General features: G+C 35.0%; 18 protein-coding genes. 3 read left to right on the top strand and 15 right to left on the bottom strand.

Annotated elements, in window-relative coordinates; genetic code table 11:
• Positions 1-22: 22 nt before the first annotated feature.
• From ACEPXG_RS08630 to ACEPXG_RS08590, 9 genes are all read right to left on the bottom strand, one after another.
• Positions 23-1387 carry a sigma-54 interaction domain-containing protein gene (locus ACEPXG_RS08630; protein WP_391209397.1) on the bottom strand — a complete coding sequence of 455 codons (1365 nt, stop codon included), beginning with the start codon at positions 1385-1387 and terminating at the stop codon, positions 23-25.
• A gap of 95 nt (positions 1388-1482) precedes the next feature.
• Positions 1483-2385: an aminoglycoside phosphotransferase family protein gene (locus tag ACEPXG_RS08625; RefSeq protein ID WP_391209395.1), complete on the bottom strand. Its 903-nt coding sequence runs from the start codon at positions 2383-2385 to the stop codon at positions 1483-1485.
• A 236-nt stretch (positions 2386-2621) separates the two neighbouring features.
• Positions 2622-3428 (bottom strand): YitT family protein, encoded by an 807-nt coding sequence (locus ACEPXG_RS08620; protein WP_391209393.1) that lies wholly within the window; start codon positions 3426-3428, stop codon positions 2622-2624.
• Positions 3429-3621: 193 nt separating this feature from the next.
• Entirely contained in the window at positions 3622-4422 is an 801-nt protein-coding gene (locus ACEPXG_RS08615; protein WP_391209391.1) for a DUF4097 family beta strand repeat-containing protein, read from the bottom strand.
• 556 nt (positions 4423-4978) lie between these two features.
• A complete protein-coding gene (locus ACEPXG_RS08610; RefSeq protein WP_391209388.1) occupies positions 4979-5422 on the bottom strand; it encodes a GNAT family N-acetyltransferase in 444 nt (147 codons plus the stop codon).
• 19 nt (positions 5423-5441) lie between these two features.
• Positions 5442-6026 carry a lysophospholipid acyltransferase family protein gene (locus ACEPXG_RS08605; protein WP_391209386.1) on the bottom strand — a complete coding sequence of 195 codons (585 nt, stop codon included), beginning with the start codon at positions 6024-6026 and terminating at the stop codon, positions 5442-5444.
• A 396-nt stretch (positions 6027-6422) separates the two neighbouring features.
• Positions 6423-7307: an aminoglycoside phosphotransferase family protein gene (locus ACEPXG_RS08600; RefSeq protein ID WP_391209384.1), complete on the bottom strand. Its 885-nt coding sequence runs from the start codon at positions 7305-7307 to the stop codon at positions 6423-6425.
• Between the two features lie 331 nt (positions 7308-7638).
• Complete coding sequence (locus ACEPXG_RS08595) at positions 7639-8013, bottom strand: cytochrome-c oxidase (protein WP_391209382.1); 375 nt, start codon at positions 8011-8013, stop codon at positions 7639-7641.
• A 102-nt stretch (positions 8014-8115) separates the two neighbouring features.
• On the bottom strand, positions 8116-8601 hold the full coding sequence (locus tag ACEPXG_RS08590; RefSeq protein WP_391209380.1) for a tetratricopeptide repeat protein: 486 nt from the start codon (positions 8599-8601) through the stop codon (positions 8116-8118).
• Positions 8602-8679: 78 nt separating this feature from the next.
• Between ACEPXG_RS08590 and ACEPXG_RS08585 the strand changes: the two genes are divergently transcribed.
• Positions 8680-8898 (top strand): hypothetical protein, encoded by a 219-nt coding sequence (locus ACEPXG_RS08585; RefSeq protein ID WP_391209377.1) that lies wholly within the window; start codon positions 8680-8682, stop codon positions 8896-8898.
• A gap of 9 nt (positions 8899-8907) precedes the next feature.
• Here the strand turns inward: ACEPXG_RS08585 and ACEPXG_RS08580 are convergent, their stop codons facing one another.
• Complete coding sequence (locus ACEPXG_RS08580; RefSeq protein ID WP_391209374.1) at positions 8908-9774, bottom strand: GNAT family N-acetyltransferase; 867 nt, start codon at positions 9772-9774, stop codon at positions 8908-8910.
• A 189-nt stretch (positions 9775-9963) separates the two neighbouring features.
• Between ACEPXG_RS08580 and ACEPXG_RS08575 the strand changes: the two genes are divergently transcribed.
• Positions 9964-10590: a LysE family transporter gene (locus tag ACEPXG_RS08575; RefSeq protein ID WP_391209371.1), complete on the top strand. Its 627-nt coding sequence runs from the start codon at positions 9964-9966 to the stop codon at positions 10588-10590.
• Positions 10591-10660: 70 nt separating this feature from the next.
• Positions 10661-11899, top strand: a complete 1239-nt coding sequence (locus ACEPXG_RS08570; RefSeq protein WP_391209369.1) for an MFS transporter — start codon at positions 10661-10663, stop codon at positions 11897-11899.
• Positions 11900-12021: 122 nt separating this feature from the next.
• On the opposite strand, the gene trpA is transcribed toward ACEPXG_RS08570, so the two are convergent.
• Genes trpA through trpD form a run of 5 tightly spaced genes read right to left on the bottom strand, consistent with a single transcriptional unit; the run spans position 12022 to position 16430 of the window.
• On the bottom strand, positions 12022-12810 hold the full coding sequence (gene trpA, locus ACEPXG_RS08565; protein ID WP_391209366.1) for a tryptophan synthase subunit alpha: 789 nt from the start codon (positions 12808-12810) through the stop codon (positions 12022-12024).
• Positions 12811-13995: a tryptophan synthase subunit beta gene (trpB, locus tag ACEPXG_RS08560; protein ID WP_391209363.1), complete on the bottom strand. Its 1185-nt coding sequence runs from the start codon at positions 13993-13995 to the stop codon at positions 12811-12813.
• Between the two features lie 4 nt (positions 13996-13999).
• Positions 14000-14614, bottom strand: a complete 615-nt coding sequence (locus ACEPXG_RS08555; RefSeq protein WP_391209361.1) for a phosphoribosylanthranilate isomerase — start codon at positions 14612-14614, stop codon at positions 14000-14002.
• Positions 14611-15402, bottom strand: coding sequence for an indole-3-glycerol phosphate synthase TrpC (gene trpC, locus ACEPXG_RS08550; RefSeq protein ID WP_391209359.1), 792 nt, complete (start codon positions 15400-15402; stop codon positions 14611-14613). Before trpC ends, ACEPXG_RS08555 begins: the two co-directional genes overlap by 4 nt.
• The gene (gene trpD / locus ACEPXG_RS08545; RefSeq protein WP_391209357.1) at positions 15402-16430 is read right to left on the bottom strand and encodes an anthranilate phosphoribosyltransferase; all 1029 of its coding nucleotides are present in this window, start codon (positions 16428-16430) and stop codon (positions 15402-15404) included. The genes trpC and trpD overlap by 1 nt, the downstream gene beginning before the upstream one ends.
• Between the last annotated feature and the right edge of the window lie 24 nt (positions 16431-16454).

Below are 16454 nucleotides of genomic sequence, written 5' to 3'. Positions count from 1 at the left end.
TTCACCCCCTTTAATAAATTTTTTACCTCAATTCATACTTTTCCATTTTATATTTTAGCAACTGTTTCGAAATACCCAATCTTCTTGCAGATTCTGCGAGTTTACCACCAGTATTTCTTAGTTCCAACACAATTAAACTCTTTTCATATTCCTCTACTTTGTCTTTTAAATTTATATTGTTTTCTGGCTTATTTATATTCAATAGCGTACTTGAATAGTTTTTTATTTTGGAAGGAATATCATTACGCGTAATAACTTTTGTGTTCGCATTATTGTAGGCAGTTTCAATTGCATTTTTTAATTCACGTATATTTCCTGACCAGTTATATTGTTTAAACGTGATCAAAACATCTTCATCCATCTCATCTATTGTCATTTGCATATGACGATTATAAAACTGGATGAAATAATTCGTAAGCGCTTCCACGTCTTCTTTTCTTTCTGTTAGTAAAGGTAAATCTAATCGAAAAACGCTTAAACGATAAAATAAATCCTCTCGTAACATCTTCTTTTCCACTAACTGATCAGGATTCTCGTTAGTGGTTGCAATTACTCGAATGTTTAAATGAATATCATATTTACTACCTACACGACGAATAATTTTGTCTTCAATAACTTTTAATAATTTTGCTTGAAACTTTATATCTAGAGCATTCACTTCATCTAAAAAAATCGTACCCCCATTAGCCTTTTCTAATAGCCCAATAATATCTGGAGTTGCTGTTACATCATCTTTTTCAGTTCCAAATAGAATATGTTCCATGAGATCTGTATCAATCTCCGCACAATTTATGGAGATAAATGGTTGTGTGTAACGAATACTTAAATTATGAATAGACTGCGCAACAATTTCCTTACCTGTTCCGGTCTTTCCATAAATAAGCACGTTAGAGTCAGTGTTAGAAACTTTTTGAATTTTATTTTTAACTTCTTGCATGACTTTACTTTCAGAAACTAAGTTATCTATCGTATAAATGGTATTATTCTTTCGATATATTTTATTTTCTGCAAATTTCTCGAGCTTTTGCATATCTTGCTTTTGATAATAATGCTTTGAAAATTCAATAGCTCCTATTATTATATCCCCTTTTTTTATTGGAAAAGAGGAACTTTTCGATATATAACTAAAACCATTAGTCGAAGTTAATTTTTGCTCCATATTCCACAATGACTCTCCAGTTTTTAACACCCTCATCAAAGTACTATCTTCAATAGATAAGTCTTGGTAAAAAGAGGTTACATGCTTTCTTAAAAACTCTTCTGGCTTTAATCCTAATTGTTGTAAAATATTCAAATCAGCTAAATCAAAAAAAATGGTAATGCCGTTTGCATCGACTATTAATACATTGTCGTAATCAGACAAATGATAAAGTTCGCTGAAATTCATTGATTTGTCCGTCCTTTCAATACCCACTCATCTTCTGTGCAAAATATCTTTAAAAAAAAGAGTTTAATGATTAGTTTGTAGTTCTGACATACAAGTCAGTTATTGTCGATAAATCCCTCAAACCATTGTGCACATCTATATGTATTTTCCCATTCAGGGTCATTATCTTCTACTCCCCAACAAGCATATAAGGTAGACATAGCAACAGCAGCTTTTATGAGTCGCTCCTTATTTAATTGCAATTCTTCACAAAGTAAAGTGACTCTCTTTTCTAATAGTTGTCTTGGATTTAATTTATTAAACAACTGATTCGTTAGAAATGAAATAAAATCAAAATATTTATCACCTATAACTCCTTTTGGGTCTATTGCAAGCCATCCATAATTAGTTGAATACAATATATTTTCATGATGTAAATCACCGTGTAACAGATCATTACTTTCGGTAGAATTGGCTATTTCAACAAAATATGTTCTTGCAAGAAAAACAAAGTGATTGGGGATAGGGCCTTCATTTGTTTGATATTTATCTTGATAACGATCGAACGCTTTCATCCAATCCGCTATAGACGGGTGATCCGCATTTTCTTCGACCGTTTTGCGAATAGCAGTCCATACATGCGCAAAGGTTTTCACAGCAAGTTGTTCTTCTACTTCGGTAAGCATCGTTCCAGGTTGTAAATGCTCTAACAGCATTACCCCATTTTCAGAATCAGCTTTTATTAGCTTTACACATCCTTTTCCATTATACGCTCGGAGTGTTCGTATTTCATTTGCAAAGTCGTAATTTGCGACACCTAGTTTTAATATTGCCCGACTCCCTTTTTCATCAATTACTTTTAATACATAATTATAAGATAAATTATCTACTGGCCCGTCAGACCGTAAGTTCCACTTTTCCAAATAAGTTGTTATGATAGATTCTAATGAATTAAGCCATTCTATTCCTTCTTCACCAAATGCTCCTATAATCTTTCTTTCAAATGATTTTGGGTACATGTTCTTTTATTAACCCCTTTGTCTAATTGGTATTTACACATTTTTTAGTGTAACCGCTAATCCACAAAACATCAAAATAATTTCCGTCATACATTAGTTATATCATTTAAGAAACATAAATGACTTCACACTATTTTGTCGCGGTTTACTATTACAGTGGAAATGCAAAAGAAGCTTGAAGTAACTATCTCACTTCAAACTTCTTTTATTAGTTAAACATGAACTTTCGGCTATATTTAGTTCCTTGCAAAATTACCGTCGACTTCTACTGTTTCAAATATGTTAATAAATGCTTTATTATCATGTTTTCGTACAATCTGTTTTATTTGCATCGTTTCATATCTAGTGACAACCATCATTAAAATTTGTTTCTCTTCTAGTGTATAACCACCGTAACCATCTGTAATTGTTACTCCTCGATAGATAGATTCAAGTAAATCTTTTCGTATTAATTCCCCTTTTGTAGTGACAATCTGCATGGTCAGTTTTTCGTGATTAGTATATATAGTATCGACCATTTTTCCGGTTAAATAAATCGACAACAATGTATATAAAGCAATGTCCCAGTTAAAAACTGCTCCTGATAGTAGGACAATTATACCGTTCATTCCTGTAAGAAGGAGACCTACGCTTACATTACTCGTCCTCGAAACAATTATCGCAATAATATCTAATCCACCTGAAGTTCCAGAGTATTTTAATATCAATCCAGCTCCGATTCCACCTATAATTCCACCGAAAATAGATGCTAGCAAAATATTATCCGTTACAGGAATTGCTGGTATCAGATATAAGAATATAGAGAGTGAAATAACACAAATAAGCGTATTAACAGTAATCTTTTTCCCCAGTTTATAGTAACCCAAAACAAGTAATGGTAAGTTTAGGACAAAGTTTAATAAACCTGTATCAAATGGTGTGAGTATTCCAAGCAAAATGGCTATCCCACTGATTCCACTACTTAATATTCCGTGTGGTACTAGGAAGCATTTGAAACCAAATGCAATGATGAGAGATCCTACAATTATAATTAAATTTTTCATACACAATATTCCCCTTAAATGCATTTCACACAAAAAAACACGTCCCTTATCAAGGACGTGTTTTTACATACGTTAATACCTTTTAAAAACAATTTACCAGAGTTGAAAATGCAAGTCAATATAAACAAGGAATGAGTGTTGCCAATAATGCCCCACTAAAGCTAAGAAATGACGAGTTAACCGGTTCATAGAATTATTTAATTTTCTTAACAGTTATTTTTCCATTATCCGTTTCTAATTTAATTAAGTAATCTCCATTTCCGTAAATTGTTTGCTTGTTTGATGTGCCGAAAATGTCTATTTTCCCTAAGTCCACTGAAGCATTAATAGTTGCATTGGAAGGTTCTTTTTCTGATTGGATTTCGATTAAACCATTATCTGTTTTTAAATCAATGGATCTATCTAAGTTATTTGTCACTAAAATAATTCGACCATTATCCGTTTCGGCTTTTATTTTCCCATCTACGTATTTCATGATTATTTGTCCGTTATCAGATTTAGCTCTGATATTGTCACTTTTTATATTTTGCATTTCAATCGAGCCATTATCCGTCGTCAAGTGAACATCTTTCACACTTAAATTATTTGCAATAATGCGACCATTGTCTATTTTTGTCATTAATTTCATGTATTCCTTCTCAGGGACATATACTGTTAGTTTAATATTAGGAGAAGTAAACCCGAATTGAAAGCTCCAGCGTTTTTCTTTTAATTCAACATTAAGTGTGTCACCTTCTACATCCGCATGAAAGTTATATCTGGACTTTTTCTTCATTTTACCAGAAAATTCCACTTTTGTTTCGTTGTTGTTTGTCGGTACAATTTCAATAGAAGCATTGTCAGATAAAATATGAATATATGTGTATGATTTATCCTTTACGACAATTTCCTCCGATTTATTCACCAATGTATCTTTAATATTTAAAACAATGTTAATAGCTGCTCCAGCTAATAGTATAAATAAACCTATAATTGCTATTTTCTTAATACCCATTTTCTCAATCCCCCATTTGTTTGAACTACTTCTTACATCTTATTATAATGAACATTCAAATCATTCATATGGTCTATAGGAGTGTTTAATCTAAGCCCTAAGACGTAGAAGCATTTTGATGAAAAAATCAACCCACAAATACATCCTTTTCAAATTGGTTGTCAGATTAACAATTCAAACGTATAATAAACTTATAGATCGAATAAAATAAAAAAGACCGAATGATGTTGTAGCATCCTTCGGTCGAAGTAACAGAGGTTCCCTACAAGGGCTTCGACTTCTGAATGGAATTATTACCCATCCCTCGAGCCGTTAACTCAAGGATGGGTTATTTTTTTTTCTGGTTAAATGAAAGTATTAATACGATTAATGTCGCAAAAGTTACCGCAAACATTAATGCCTCGAATACTGTCATTGGCATCACCCCCTTTCATAGGAGAGTGAGCCGACCACCCTTGAGTCACCTATTCTATTACTCTATAATTATACCACACATACGTTCTTATTTGAGAGAAAACGCAAAAAATAACTAGCAAATTTTCCACTATAAATTACCTTATATTAAACTCTTCACCATCGTGTAGTAACTACTACCAGGTGGGTAATCTTTTACTTCGCCCACTACCTTATATCCCTTGGCCTCATAAAAAGTTCTTGCTTGGAATTCAAAAGTAGTTAGCAGTGCTTTTGTTGCTCCTTTATCTTTTGCAATTTCTTCGGTTTTATCAAGTAATAAACTGCCTAACCCTTTTCCTCGAAATTCGGGACTAAACCAAAATCTGTTGATTTCAAGCCAATTCCAATAAATTTCTGCTGTAATACCGCCAATCCACTGATTAGTGTCATTCATTACAACAATATTTATCGGCTGAACGGAACCTTTTTTTCTTACTTCATTGTGAGGAACAGATTGTTCATTGTTGAATTCTTTTATCTTTTGTTTTAAAAAGGAAGAAAAGTCGTCATTTTCTTCTAAAAGAACTTCAATACTATAGTTCATTTATTTCATCCTATCTTTGTTAAACTTTTTCTATTTGTATTTCCAATTCCATCGTTTTCTCATTTAACAACTCCGTATATGTAGCAAGCTCTTCTTTACTACTTGTTCTCACATAAATAGGTTCTCCAAATGTTATGGTTGCTTTTTTCATTCTCCGTAACTCTTTGAATGTTCTCGGTCCAACATATAAGGCGGGTACGATCGGTACTTTTGATAAATTACTAATTGTTACAGCACCTCTTTTTAACGGAACATCCTCTGCCGTTCTAGTTCCACTTGGAAAAATGCCAACAATTTCTCCAGATCTTAAAAGCTTTACTGGCTGCTTTATACTACTCGGAGATGGATTTTCTCGGTCCACAGGAAATGCATTTATTTTTCGCAAGAAATAGCCGATTAATTTATTGTCAAAAAGCTCTTTTTTAGCCATGAAATGAATCGGTTTAGGCACACATATTCCTAGTATAAGGATTTCCAACCAACCTCTATGCGTGCAAGTGACGATATAACCCTCGTCCTCAGGCAATAGATGCTTGTTTTTCACTTCTATTTTTCCAAATATATGAACTAAGATTTTCGCTACAGTTAATGTAAAATAATACAAAGTCATCACCTTTTTGTTATCTAGTTTTAGCACCTAGTACTAATTATACTTTTTGATAAATATAAATACCAGACCCAAAATGATTCTGATCTTTTACTTCAAAATAATTCTCCTTGTCTCGCGCTTCCTCAAACATATAAGCAATGCAATGCCTTTTAAGCTGATTATCCTATAATTAATCTCAGATGAATTGCTTAATTAAGGAGATATAGTCGTTTGTTTAAGTTTTCTTCCTTCTGTACTTCCTATTCCAACTAAACATGCATATTTTCCAACTAAGTTCTCTAAAATTTCAACTAAATCACTCATTTTACCAACTAAACACATTACTAGCCCAATTTAATTGAATTGAATGCCTATTAAACCATTTTTCACGGATTTAATGGAGCAGTCTATTTATTTGCTATACCATTTTGGAATTAGTAGCCTAAAATCATCAAACTGCTCTATCGTAAAACAACTATATCTTTGGAACTTATCCAGTTGATGGATGCCACCTTCATGCCCCCAAACTTCTGCAAATACAATATGCATTGCTGCATACAAACGATGTAACTTCCAAAAAGAATCAGGAATAGGATGACTTTCATGATACCCATCGAAAACCCCTTTAGAATAGGCTTTACTAATAGGTACATTAAAATATTCCATTTTATAAAATTCATTGATGGGATCCGCGTATGTAATTTTTTGCATATCTATTAAACCCGTAAAAGTATCTTCATGAACTAAGATATTACCTGGATGAAAATCATAATGCTGAACACAGCTTGGTCTGTCTTTTAATAAATGCAAATTGTTTTGAATAAAAGGTAAAATGTTCTGATAGTGCGGATTTTGTTCAACGATTTCTTTAAATCGGGGAGCTTGTTTTTCTACTCGATTTCGCCATGTCTCTTCCCAAGAAGGATAGTCGGCTGGAGCGTGAAAATGATGCATCTTCTTAAGCGTTTCTCCTACTTGAATACCAATTTTATATTGTTCTTTTTCACTTCTAAACGGTAAAATTTCTACACCATTTTCTCCATGTACATAATCTAATATCATATAAGCCCTATCTTCATACATTCCAACATCATGCACTTTTGGGATGTGGCTGTCCATTGCATGTACCTCATTTATTAATGTTGCTTGTTTTGTTAATTTATTTAGATCACCATGTGGGGAAATACGTAGTAAATAAGTATGGTCAACACACCATTTTTCGTCTTCTGAAAATCCTTCTTCTATTAAGTGAAAATAGGAGCACTTATTTAGAAACGGAATATTAAACTTATTCATTTCATTCCTCCTATTTTTTGTTTTGATAATTTTTGAACAACGAATTTTCACTTTACATTATTTTCAGATAGTTAGCAACTTAAATTTTACATAGCAAAAAGCCGCTCATAGATTGAATAACCGAGCGGCTTTTTAAAAATGAAGCAAGGATATAAAATTAGTCTATGCAAAATCCCTTTTTCATATTGTTTGAATTGCACAGAAATTATTTAGCGCTGATTAGCTCTATCTCACATAAAGTTAATTCTTTATATGGAGAAATGGTTGCTTTCTAGAGAAAATTGGTTGCTCTTTGACAGTTTTTAACTTTTTAATTAATCATAATATATTTCTAATTTTTTGATCTTACGTTCATTAATACGTTGATTGCGAACATGATTACACTAAATACAACTAGTACTCCTCCAATTGCTGTGAAGATCGTTGCAACTTCCGCCCCGTTCAAAATAAGAACTGTAAGTGCAATCATCATTAGTGGAACTCCAATGTTTGCACTCCAAAAATGGAGCTTTGCATACAGGTTTTTACTCGTGTTTGGAAATAAATGATACACAAGTCCAGCTAATGCAAATGAAGCCCAACCTAAAAGATTGATGTGTACATGTACTCCTTTTAACTCGTAATCATGCGCCATAGACATATAGAGACCTAAAGTAACCCCAATAGCAAAATAGACTACCGCAATTTGAAGAAATCGGACACCCATTCTCTCGTTTCCCCTTTCGTATAATAGAATAATAAGTGCTTATATATTCTATTTCAGAATGAGGAAGAGTATTCTTTCCAAAAAAAAGAAATGGTTGGGTCCTTACTTCCAAACGTCGTTAAGTTTATCAGCATAAAAAAGAATTGCTTTTTGATAGCTCAATATTTCATCGTCTCTCGTTGTTTCTATCAAACATTTTAATAATAGATCCATCGCACTCTGATACTCTTTTAAGTTATAGAGTGTCATAGAATAGAAAATTTGGATTGCTTTATTACTTGGAAATAGTTCGATTCCTTTTATAAATACTTGTTTTGACTTTTCATATTCGCCAAGTGTTCTATACGTACTTCCTAAACCTAATAATGCTCCTTCTAATTCATCCTGCGAGAGTCCTAATTCAATTGCTTTTTCATAATAGGGTACTGCCTTTGATTCTTCTCCTATTACATCATAACTCCATGCACATTGATAGTGGATGGTTGCATCAGCAGGAAAGGCTTTTACTAATTTTAGCAATAGATCGTTTGACTCCTCTTTTTTACCCTCGTTCCGTAGATTAATCGCTCGTTCCAATTCTTTGTGCATGAAAAATACTCCTCCCAAAAAAGTATAAAAGGGTTTTCCCCCATCTGAATAGAATAGTATAAAAAAGGAGTGAAAATTTTGAATGTGTTAAGCATCGTTTACTTAGTTCTTTCCCTATTACTTATTGGTCGTATCGTTTATCAGTTAATCAAAAAGAAACGGTTACCTCACAACAACTATACGCCATTCGATGATATGATGATGGGAATGGATCCGGACTTAAAAGAAAACAATCAAATTCTTGGAGATACGAAACATGAAACAAATTACGAAGAGAGAACTACTCGAAAAGGGTAGTTTTCATTTTTATTCCGTGACAAAAGAAATCAGTCCATGTTTCGTTTGAAATCCAGCTGCTTGATATAAGTGAATAGCTCTTTCATTTTGTGATCCTACACATAGAGAAACCTCTTTTATCCCTTCATAAGAAAAAAGATGGCTTAATGCTGCTCTTATTAGCGTCTTTCCAATCCCTTGTTTACGATAGGATGGAGAAACAGCAATATATTCAATTGTGCCTTCACTATGCACCGGATCTGCTTCTACATATACATATCCTATTATCTTTTCATCTACATCCTGCATGATTAGTAATAAATTGTCCTCATCTAGACGATTTACGATTTCTTTGGCATTATAATATGTGTTAGGAAAAGCAAGTTCATGTAGCTCAAAAAAGGTGTTTTTAAAGGAAGACTTATATTTTACGATGTCTTTATGTTTAGGGTTGTGAAAGCTATGTCGTAAAGCTTCCAGTATTAGGTGACTCCCATTTTCTATCGCATTCTTCTCTGCTGCAAAGTTCCTCACATTCGTATTTTGTTTATTTACAAAAAAACGATACGTATTTATTTCTAACGGGACAAATGATTGTAACTTTTCCCACAAGGCGTTTGCAAGCATATTAAAATCCTGACAATCTCTTATAAATGGTCCCCACACTTCTGCACTTTTACTTTCCTTATCGATGTCAAATCCTAGTGCCCCTATTATTTCATCATGAGCATATGCTAGTGCAAATGACTCCGATAAATCCAAATCTGAAAACGCATGAAGAAGGGAGTGTAATATTTCTTTTTCTTCTGTACCACAATATCCAATATGATGCTTAGGCTCAACATTCATTTCTGCTAAAAAATGTGCTAATTTCTGTGTATCTAGTGCATTATTCATTTTAAAATCACCTTCATTCCCAAAAAAATAGAATCATCAGTTACTTTATCAGTATACCTATATTTATTAGGTTTTGCTATCCACCGTTCTCAATATATTCCAAAAAATAAAATTTCCTATGATGAGTCGTACAACCCGTCTCGTCCGAATATGATGCTAAGAAATCATTTTTACGGAGGGCTCCATTTTATGAATTCATTGGCAACCTATTTTCTTCTGGGTGTTTCCTTAGCAGCACCAATTGGTCCGGTAAAAGCAACTTTATTAAATACAGGTATTAAAAATGGTTTTTATCACGCATGGTTCTTTAGCATGGGTGCTATCGTGACCGACATATTATATATGCTAATGGTTTACTTCGGCGTTGCTCAGTTTATCGATTCTCCATTTATGAAAACATTTTTGTGGTCTTTCGGCTTTTTTGTACTTATGTATACAGGAATTGAAAATATTTTAACCTTACATACTATATCAACTAATACAAAACATAAAAAGGTTGTTCGTTTGCGACATTCCATGTTAGCAGGTCTCTTAATGGCATTGTTAAATCCATTGACCATTCTCTTTTGGTTAGGTATATATGGTTCTATTCTTGTTGGAGGCTCTAAAAATACATCGGGTATTGAAGTTATCTTTTTTAGTATAACGATTTTACTTGGAATAGCATTGGTGGATCTTTTTATGTCCATTATTTCAAGTACATCTCGGAAGCTATTATCAGGTCCATTATTGAAAATAATCTCGTTAGTGTCTTCTCTTTCTATGATTGGATTTGGCATTTATTTTGGCATTCAAGCATATCACTCCCTCTTTTAAAGAGGTTAAAGCATAATAACGCAAAGCTTGGGAATCATACCTCTTACTAATGATTTATTTGAGGTGTCCAATGGAAAACACGAACAATGTTGAAAATAAGGTTAGTATTTGGTGCATTATAAGTCTTGCCTCTATTCCACTTGTCATGACACTAGGTAACTCCATGCTTATTCCTGTGCTTCCGATACTAGAGAAAAAGGTTGGAATTTCATCTTTTCAGTCAAGCATGATCATTACTAGCTATTCAGTTGCGGCTATTTTTCTCATACCCGTTGCTGGTTATCTATCCGATCGTTTTGGCAGAAAAAAAGTCATTTTGCCAAGTTTAATACTCGCACTTATTGGAGGTCTAATCGCTGGCTTTGCTTCATGGAAAATGGAAAATCCATATACATGGATAATTATTGGAAGGGTTTTACAAGGGGTTGGTGCTTCAGGTGCGATGCCGATTGTTTTACCACTTGTCGGTGATTTGTATAAGGGCGATGATGAAAAGACAAGCTCTTGTTTAGGAATGATCGAGACTTCTAACACATTCGGTAAAGTGTTAAGCCCGATATTGGGATCCGTTTTTGCAGCCTTCTTATGGTTTTTACCTTTCTTCTCCATTTCTATCTTCAGTCTGATATCCATTATTCTTATCTTTTTCTTTGTAAAAGTTCCTAAGGAAAAGGATGAACCAACTAAATTGAAAGACTTCCTAAGCAACCTTAAGAAAACTTTTAAGTTAGAAGGAAGATGGTTATATACTGTTTTCCTAATGGGCATATATGCAATGCTAATACTATTCGGTGTGTTATTCTTTTTATCCGAAAACCTTGAAAAAGCACATGATATAAAAGGAATCAAGAAAGGGTTCGTTCTAGCTATCCCCCTATTATTACTTTGTATTGCTTCGTTTATAACTGGCCGAAAGATTAAAGGCAGTTTGCCTGTTATAAAACGGATGATGATTATTTGTTTGATCGGCACTTCGGCTAGTGTTATTTTTGTTGGCTTTACAAAAGAAAAATTATTTCTTCTTTTAGTTGTAACGAGTATATTGGGAATTGCAATTGGCGCATTGCTTCCAGTGCTAGACGCAATAATAACGGGAAACATAAAAAAAGAAGAGCGAGGAACTGTTACTTCTTTTTACAGCTCCGCAAGATTTATTGGGGTTGCTGCCGGTCCTCCCATCATGTCACTCGTCATGAAGAATTACCTCAATGTAAGCTATATTACAGTTGGTGTCCTCGGACTTATCCTTTTATTTCTCGTGTTTAAGTTTGTTAAAGTAGAGGATATTGAAAAGGAGGAAACTGCATAAAGAAAGTGGTAATAACGCTTTGTCTATGTTACTCTCTCTTGTTGCATTCACGTTTCAACTTGCAGACTTTAGTATTTCCACAAAAAGAGTAGCTATCCCCCATGGAAATAGCTACTCTTCTTTTAGTTAAAAACTTTCTTTTTAGATGCTTGAATAAGTGTTTGAATTTTATTTAAATCTTGATGATGAAATGCTTCTACAATTGCACTTCCTACGATAACCCCATCTGCTAATGCAGCAATACTTTCCACTTGTTCCGGTGTGGAAATTCCGAATCCTGCGAGAACTGGAATGGTGCTTTGTTCTTTTATATTTGCTAAATGCTGCTCCAACAATTTATCAAAACCATTGCGTATACCTGTAATACCATTGACTGTTACTGCGTAAATAAACCCCTCGGCAACTGCTGTAATTTTAGCAATTCGATCAGGAGGACTTGTTAAAGAAACCAAGGGAACGAGTGCAACGTCTGTTCCTACAAGTGCGTTTCGAAGAATATCACTTTCCTCTAAAGGCAAATCAGGTACAATTATTCCCCCAATGCCAATACGCTCACAATCTACTGCAAATAGGTCTATTCCGTAACTTAATAAAGGATTATAGTAAGTCATTAGCACAAGCGGTACTGTTATTTCTTCATAAAATGTTTCCATTTTCTTCATTATTAAGCGAAGGGTCATTCCTGTTGCAAGGGCCCGTTCTCCCGCTTGTTGAATTATTTTTCCATCCGCCACTGGATCAGAAAAAGGAATTCCGACTTCGATAGCCGTTGCACCTGCTTCTTGGAGAAATAGAAGTTTTGTTTTTAATGTTTCTATTCCACCGTCCCCAGCCATTATATATGGAATAAACGCTTTTTCCCCTTTATTATTGCTTGCTACAATCGCATCTCTTAATCGCTTTTTTACCACTTATTTTCCTCCTAACGCATCTCTGACCGTCTGAACATCTTTATCGCCCCGACCTGAAAGACAAATAACTAAAATCTGTTCTGGATTCATTTCTTTTGCTAATCCTGCTGCAAAATGAATGGCATGTGCACTTTCCAATGCAGGAATGATGCCTTCTTTTTTCGAGAGTAGTTGTAATCCTTCCAGTGCTTCTGAATCTGTAACAGAAGTATATTTCACGCGACCGATATCATGTAAATAACTATGTTCTGGACCAACAGCAGGGTAATCAAGTCCTGCAGAAATGGAATGTGCTTCTTGAATAAACCCGTTTTCATCCTGCAAAATATACATATATGCTCCGTGTAAAACGCCTTCTTTTGCTTTCGCTACAGCAGAGGCATGTCTCCCAGTAGAAATGCCGCTACCACCAGCTTCTACCCCGTAAAGAGTTACTTTTTCATCTTCCACAAAAGGGTGGAACATTCCGATTGCATTACTGCCTCCACCAACACATGCAACGACAGCATCTGGTAATTTTCCTTCTATAGAAAGAATTTGCTTACGTGTTTCCACACCAATCACTCGTTGAAAATCCCGGACAATTCTTGGAAATGGGTGAGGCCCAAGTGCCGAGCCTAAAATATAATGAGTGTCCTCAACATTGGACACCCAGTAACGAAGCGCTTCGTTTACCGCATCCTTCAGCGTACCCGATCCTTGATCAACTGACACGACTTTTGCACCGAGTAATTCCATGCGGAAAACATTTAGTTCCTGTCTGCGCACATCTTCTCTCCCCATGAAAACAATGCATTCTAAATCGAATAGCGCACAAACGGTAGCTGTTGCGACTCCATGTTGACCTGCTCCTGTTTCTGCAACTATTTTCTTTTTACCCATACGCATTGCAAGAAGTGCCTGACCAATCGTGTTATTGATCTTATGCGCACCTGTATGGTTTAAATCTTCTCTTTTTAAGTAAATTTTTGCTCCGCCAAGTTCTTTTGTAAGACGTTCTGCATAGTATAGAGGCGTTTCACGACCTACATAGTCTTTTAAATAATAATCCACTTCTTTTGCAAACAAAGGATCCGTTAGTGCTTCTTCATAAGCTTGTTCTAATTCAATTAGTGCAGTCATTAAAGTTTCCGGGACATACTGCCCACCAAAACGACCATATCTCCCTGCTTTTGTTTGTACCATTTGCTTATCTCTCCTCTACTTTAACAGCACGAATAAACGCACGAATTAACTCAGCATCTTTTCTGCCATCTATCTCTACTCCACTAGAAACATCCACCATATAAGGATTCACTCGTTCAATTGCTTCTCTGACATTGAAAGGATTCAATCCCCCAGCTAAAATAATTTTGTTTTCTGCTATGCTATTTACCTTCATTAATTGCCAATCAAATGCAAGTCCGCTCCCCCCTTGATAATCGATTCCGGGAGCATCAAATAAGTAATATTCCGTTGTAAACTGCTCTGCTCGTGTGACATCCTCTTCGCTTCGAACAGATAATGCTTTAATAGAAGGAAATCCATTCATTTGAATAAATTTAGGTGCTTCATTGCCATGGTATTGAACCAAATCTAATGGTACTTCTCGGAAAGCAGCTTCTAACTCTTCTCTAGATGGATCCACAAATACTCCAACTTTTAAAATGTTCGGAGGAATTTCGCTAGCAAGTAGTTTTGCTTGTTTAATCGTTAGTTTTCGCTTACTCGGTGCAAACACAAAGCCAATAGCATCTGCACCCGCATCTATCGCTACTTGTACATGCTCTTTCTCCATTAGTCCACAGATCTTTACTTTCGTCATGGAGTGATAACGCCTCGCTTCACTTTTAAGTCACTTATAGTAGCACTTACATCCCCACTTTTCATAAGCGATTCTCCTACAAGCACTGCACTTGCACCATATCTCGCTACTAGTGCAGCATCTTCGGAATTCCAAATACCACTTTCACTAATCAATACTCGCTCTTCGTGGAAAGGGAATATCGAAGCAATTTCAGCAGTACGAGCTAGTTCCACTTCAAAAGTACGTAAATCTCGATTATTTACTCCGATGAGCTTGGCTCCTACTCTTAAAGCAGTTTCCAACTCAATTGAATCATGTATCTCTACCAGTACTTCCAAGCCGGCAGATGTAGCATATTCATAAAGGTCTTTCAGTTTTATTTCACTTAGTGCTGCAACTATTAAAAGAATAACGGATGCTCCAGCATTAATCGCTTGATTAATTTGTACTTTATGAATGATAAAATCTTTACATAATACAGGGATAGGTACTGTATGCGAAACCGCCTCTAAATCTTGAAATGAACCATTAAAAAAGAGTGTATCTGTCAAAACTGAAATACAAACAGCACCTGCTTCATAATAGGCGTTTGCTAGTTCAACAGGGTTTACTCCTGCTGCAATTAATCCCTTTGATGGGGATGCACGCTTTATTTCTGAAATGATTTGCAAATGCTCCTTTCCATATAATTGATCGAACAAAGATGGGCGTGTAATTTTAAGCTGCCGTAATGGAACTTCATTCTCTAACATTGTTTCAATCTGTTTCTTCTTCTCAAGAAGAATCTTATCTAAAATAATCGTCATCAAACTACCTCCCGTTTACGGGCACTACTCGTAAATGCAATAACTGCTTCTAATTTCTCCAATGCTTTTCCAGATAAAATACTATCGGTCGCAAGTTTTATACCTTCCGGAATATTACTGACCATCCCATTTGTAAAAAAACCAATTCCTGCGTTAAAAATGACTGCATCAAAATAAGGACTACGCTCTCCTTGGAGTACTGCTTTCATAATTGTCGCATTTTCCCGTGCATTTCCACCTCGGATTGCAGATATGGGAGCAAAGGTTAGTCCAACATCTTCTGGTGTTAATGTAAAAGGAATTAAATCGCCTTTATCAACTAAAACAAAATCATTTTGTCCTGACAGAGATGCCTCATCCATTCCTCCTGCTCCGCACACGACAATTGCTCTTTCTCTTCCAAGCATCTGTAAAACGGATGCATATTCCATCGTATATCCCGGTCTATTAATACCAGTATATTGACTCTTTAAAGCCACTGGATTCGTTAGTGGCCCAATTAGATTAAAAATGGTTGGTTTACCAATTTGTCGTCGCACGAATCCTATTCGCTTTAATTTTGGATGAATAGTTGGAGCATAAAGAAAAGTAAGTCCCTCACGTACCAGTAAATCCATTGATACATCTGTATTGATATCAGAAGGGATACCTAGTGCCTCTAAAACATCTGTGCTACCAGCTGCACTTGTAATTTTCCTATTTCCGTGTTTCGCGATAAAAGCTCCTGCTCCTGCTAATACAAATGCCGCTGTTGTACTGATGTTGAAACTGTTTAAATTATCTCCGCCAGTTCCACAGTTATCCATATAATCTCCTTTAGGAGAGTCTATTTCCAAAGCAAATGATTTCATAACAGATGCAAGTGCTGCTATTTCGTAAGCAGTTTCTCCTTTTTTGGAAAGTGCAATTAGGAAGTCTGCAATATGCTGCAAATTTGTTGTTTCATTAAACATTAATCGAGAAACCTCTATCATCTCTTCATACATTAAATGCTCGCTCTTCTCTACTTTTTCTATAAAACTTCTCATCTCAATCTCTCCTCGTCTCAGCTC

This window comes from Psychrobacillus sp. L4 (assembly GCF_042944905.1).
GTDB lineage: Bacteria > Bacillota > Bacilli > Bacillales_A > Planococcaceae > Psychrobacillus.
Note: the sequence above shows the minus strand (reverse complement) of the source record. Positions and strands in the feature narration are given on the sequence as shown.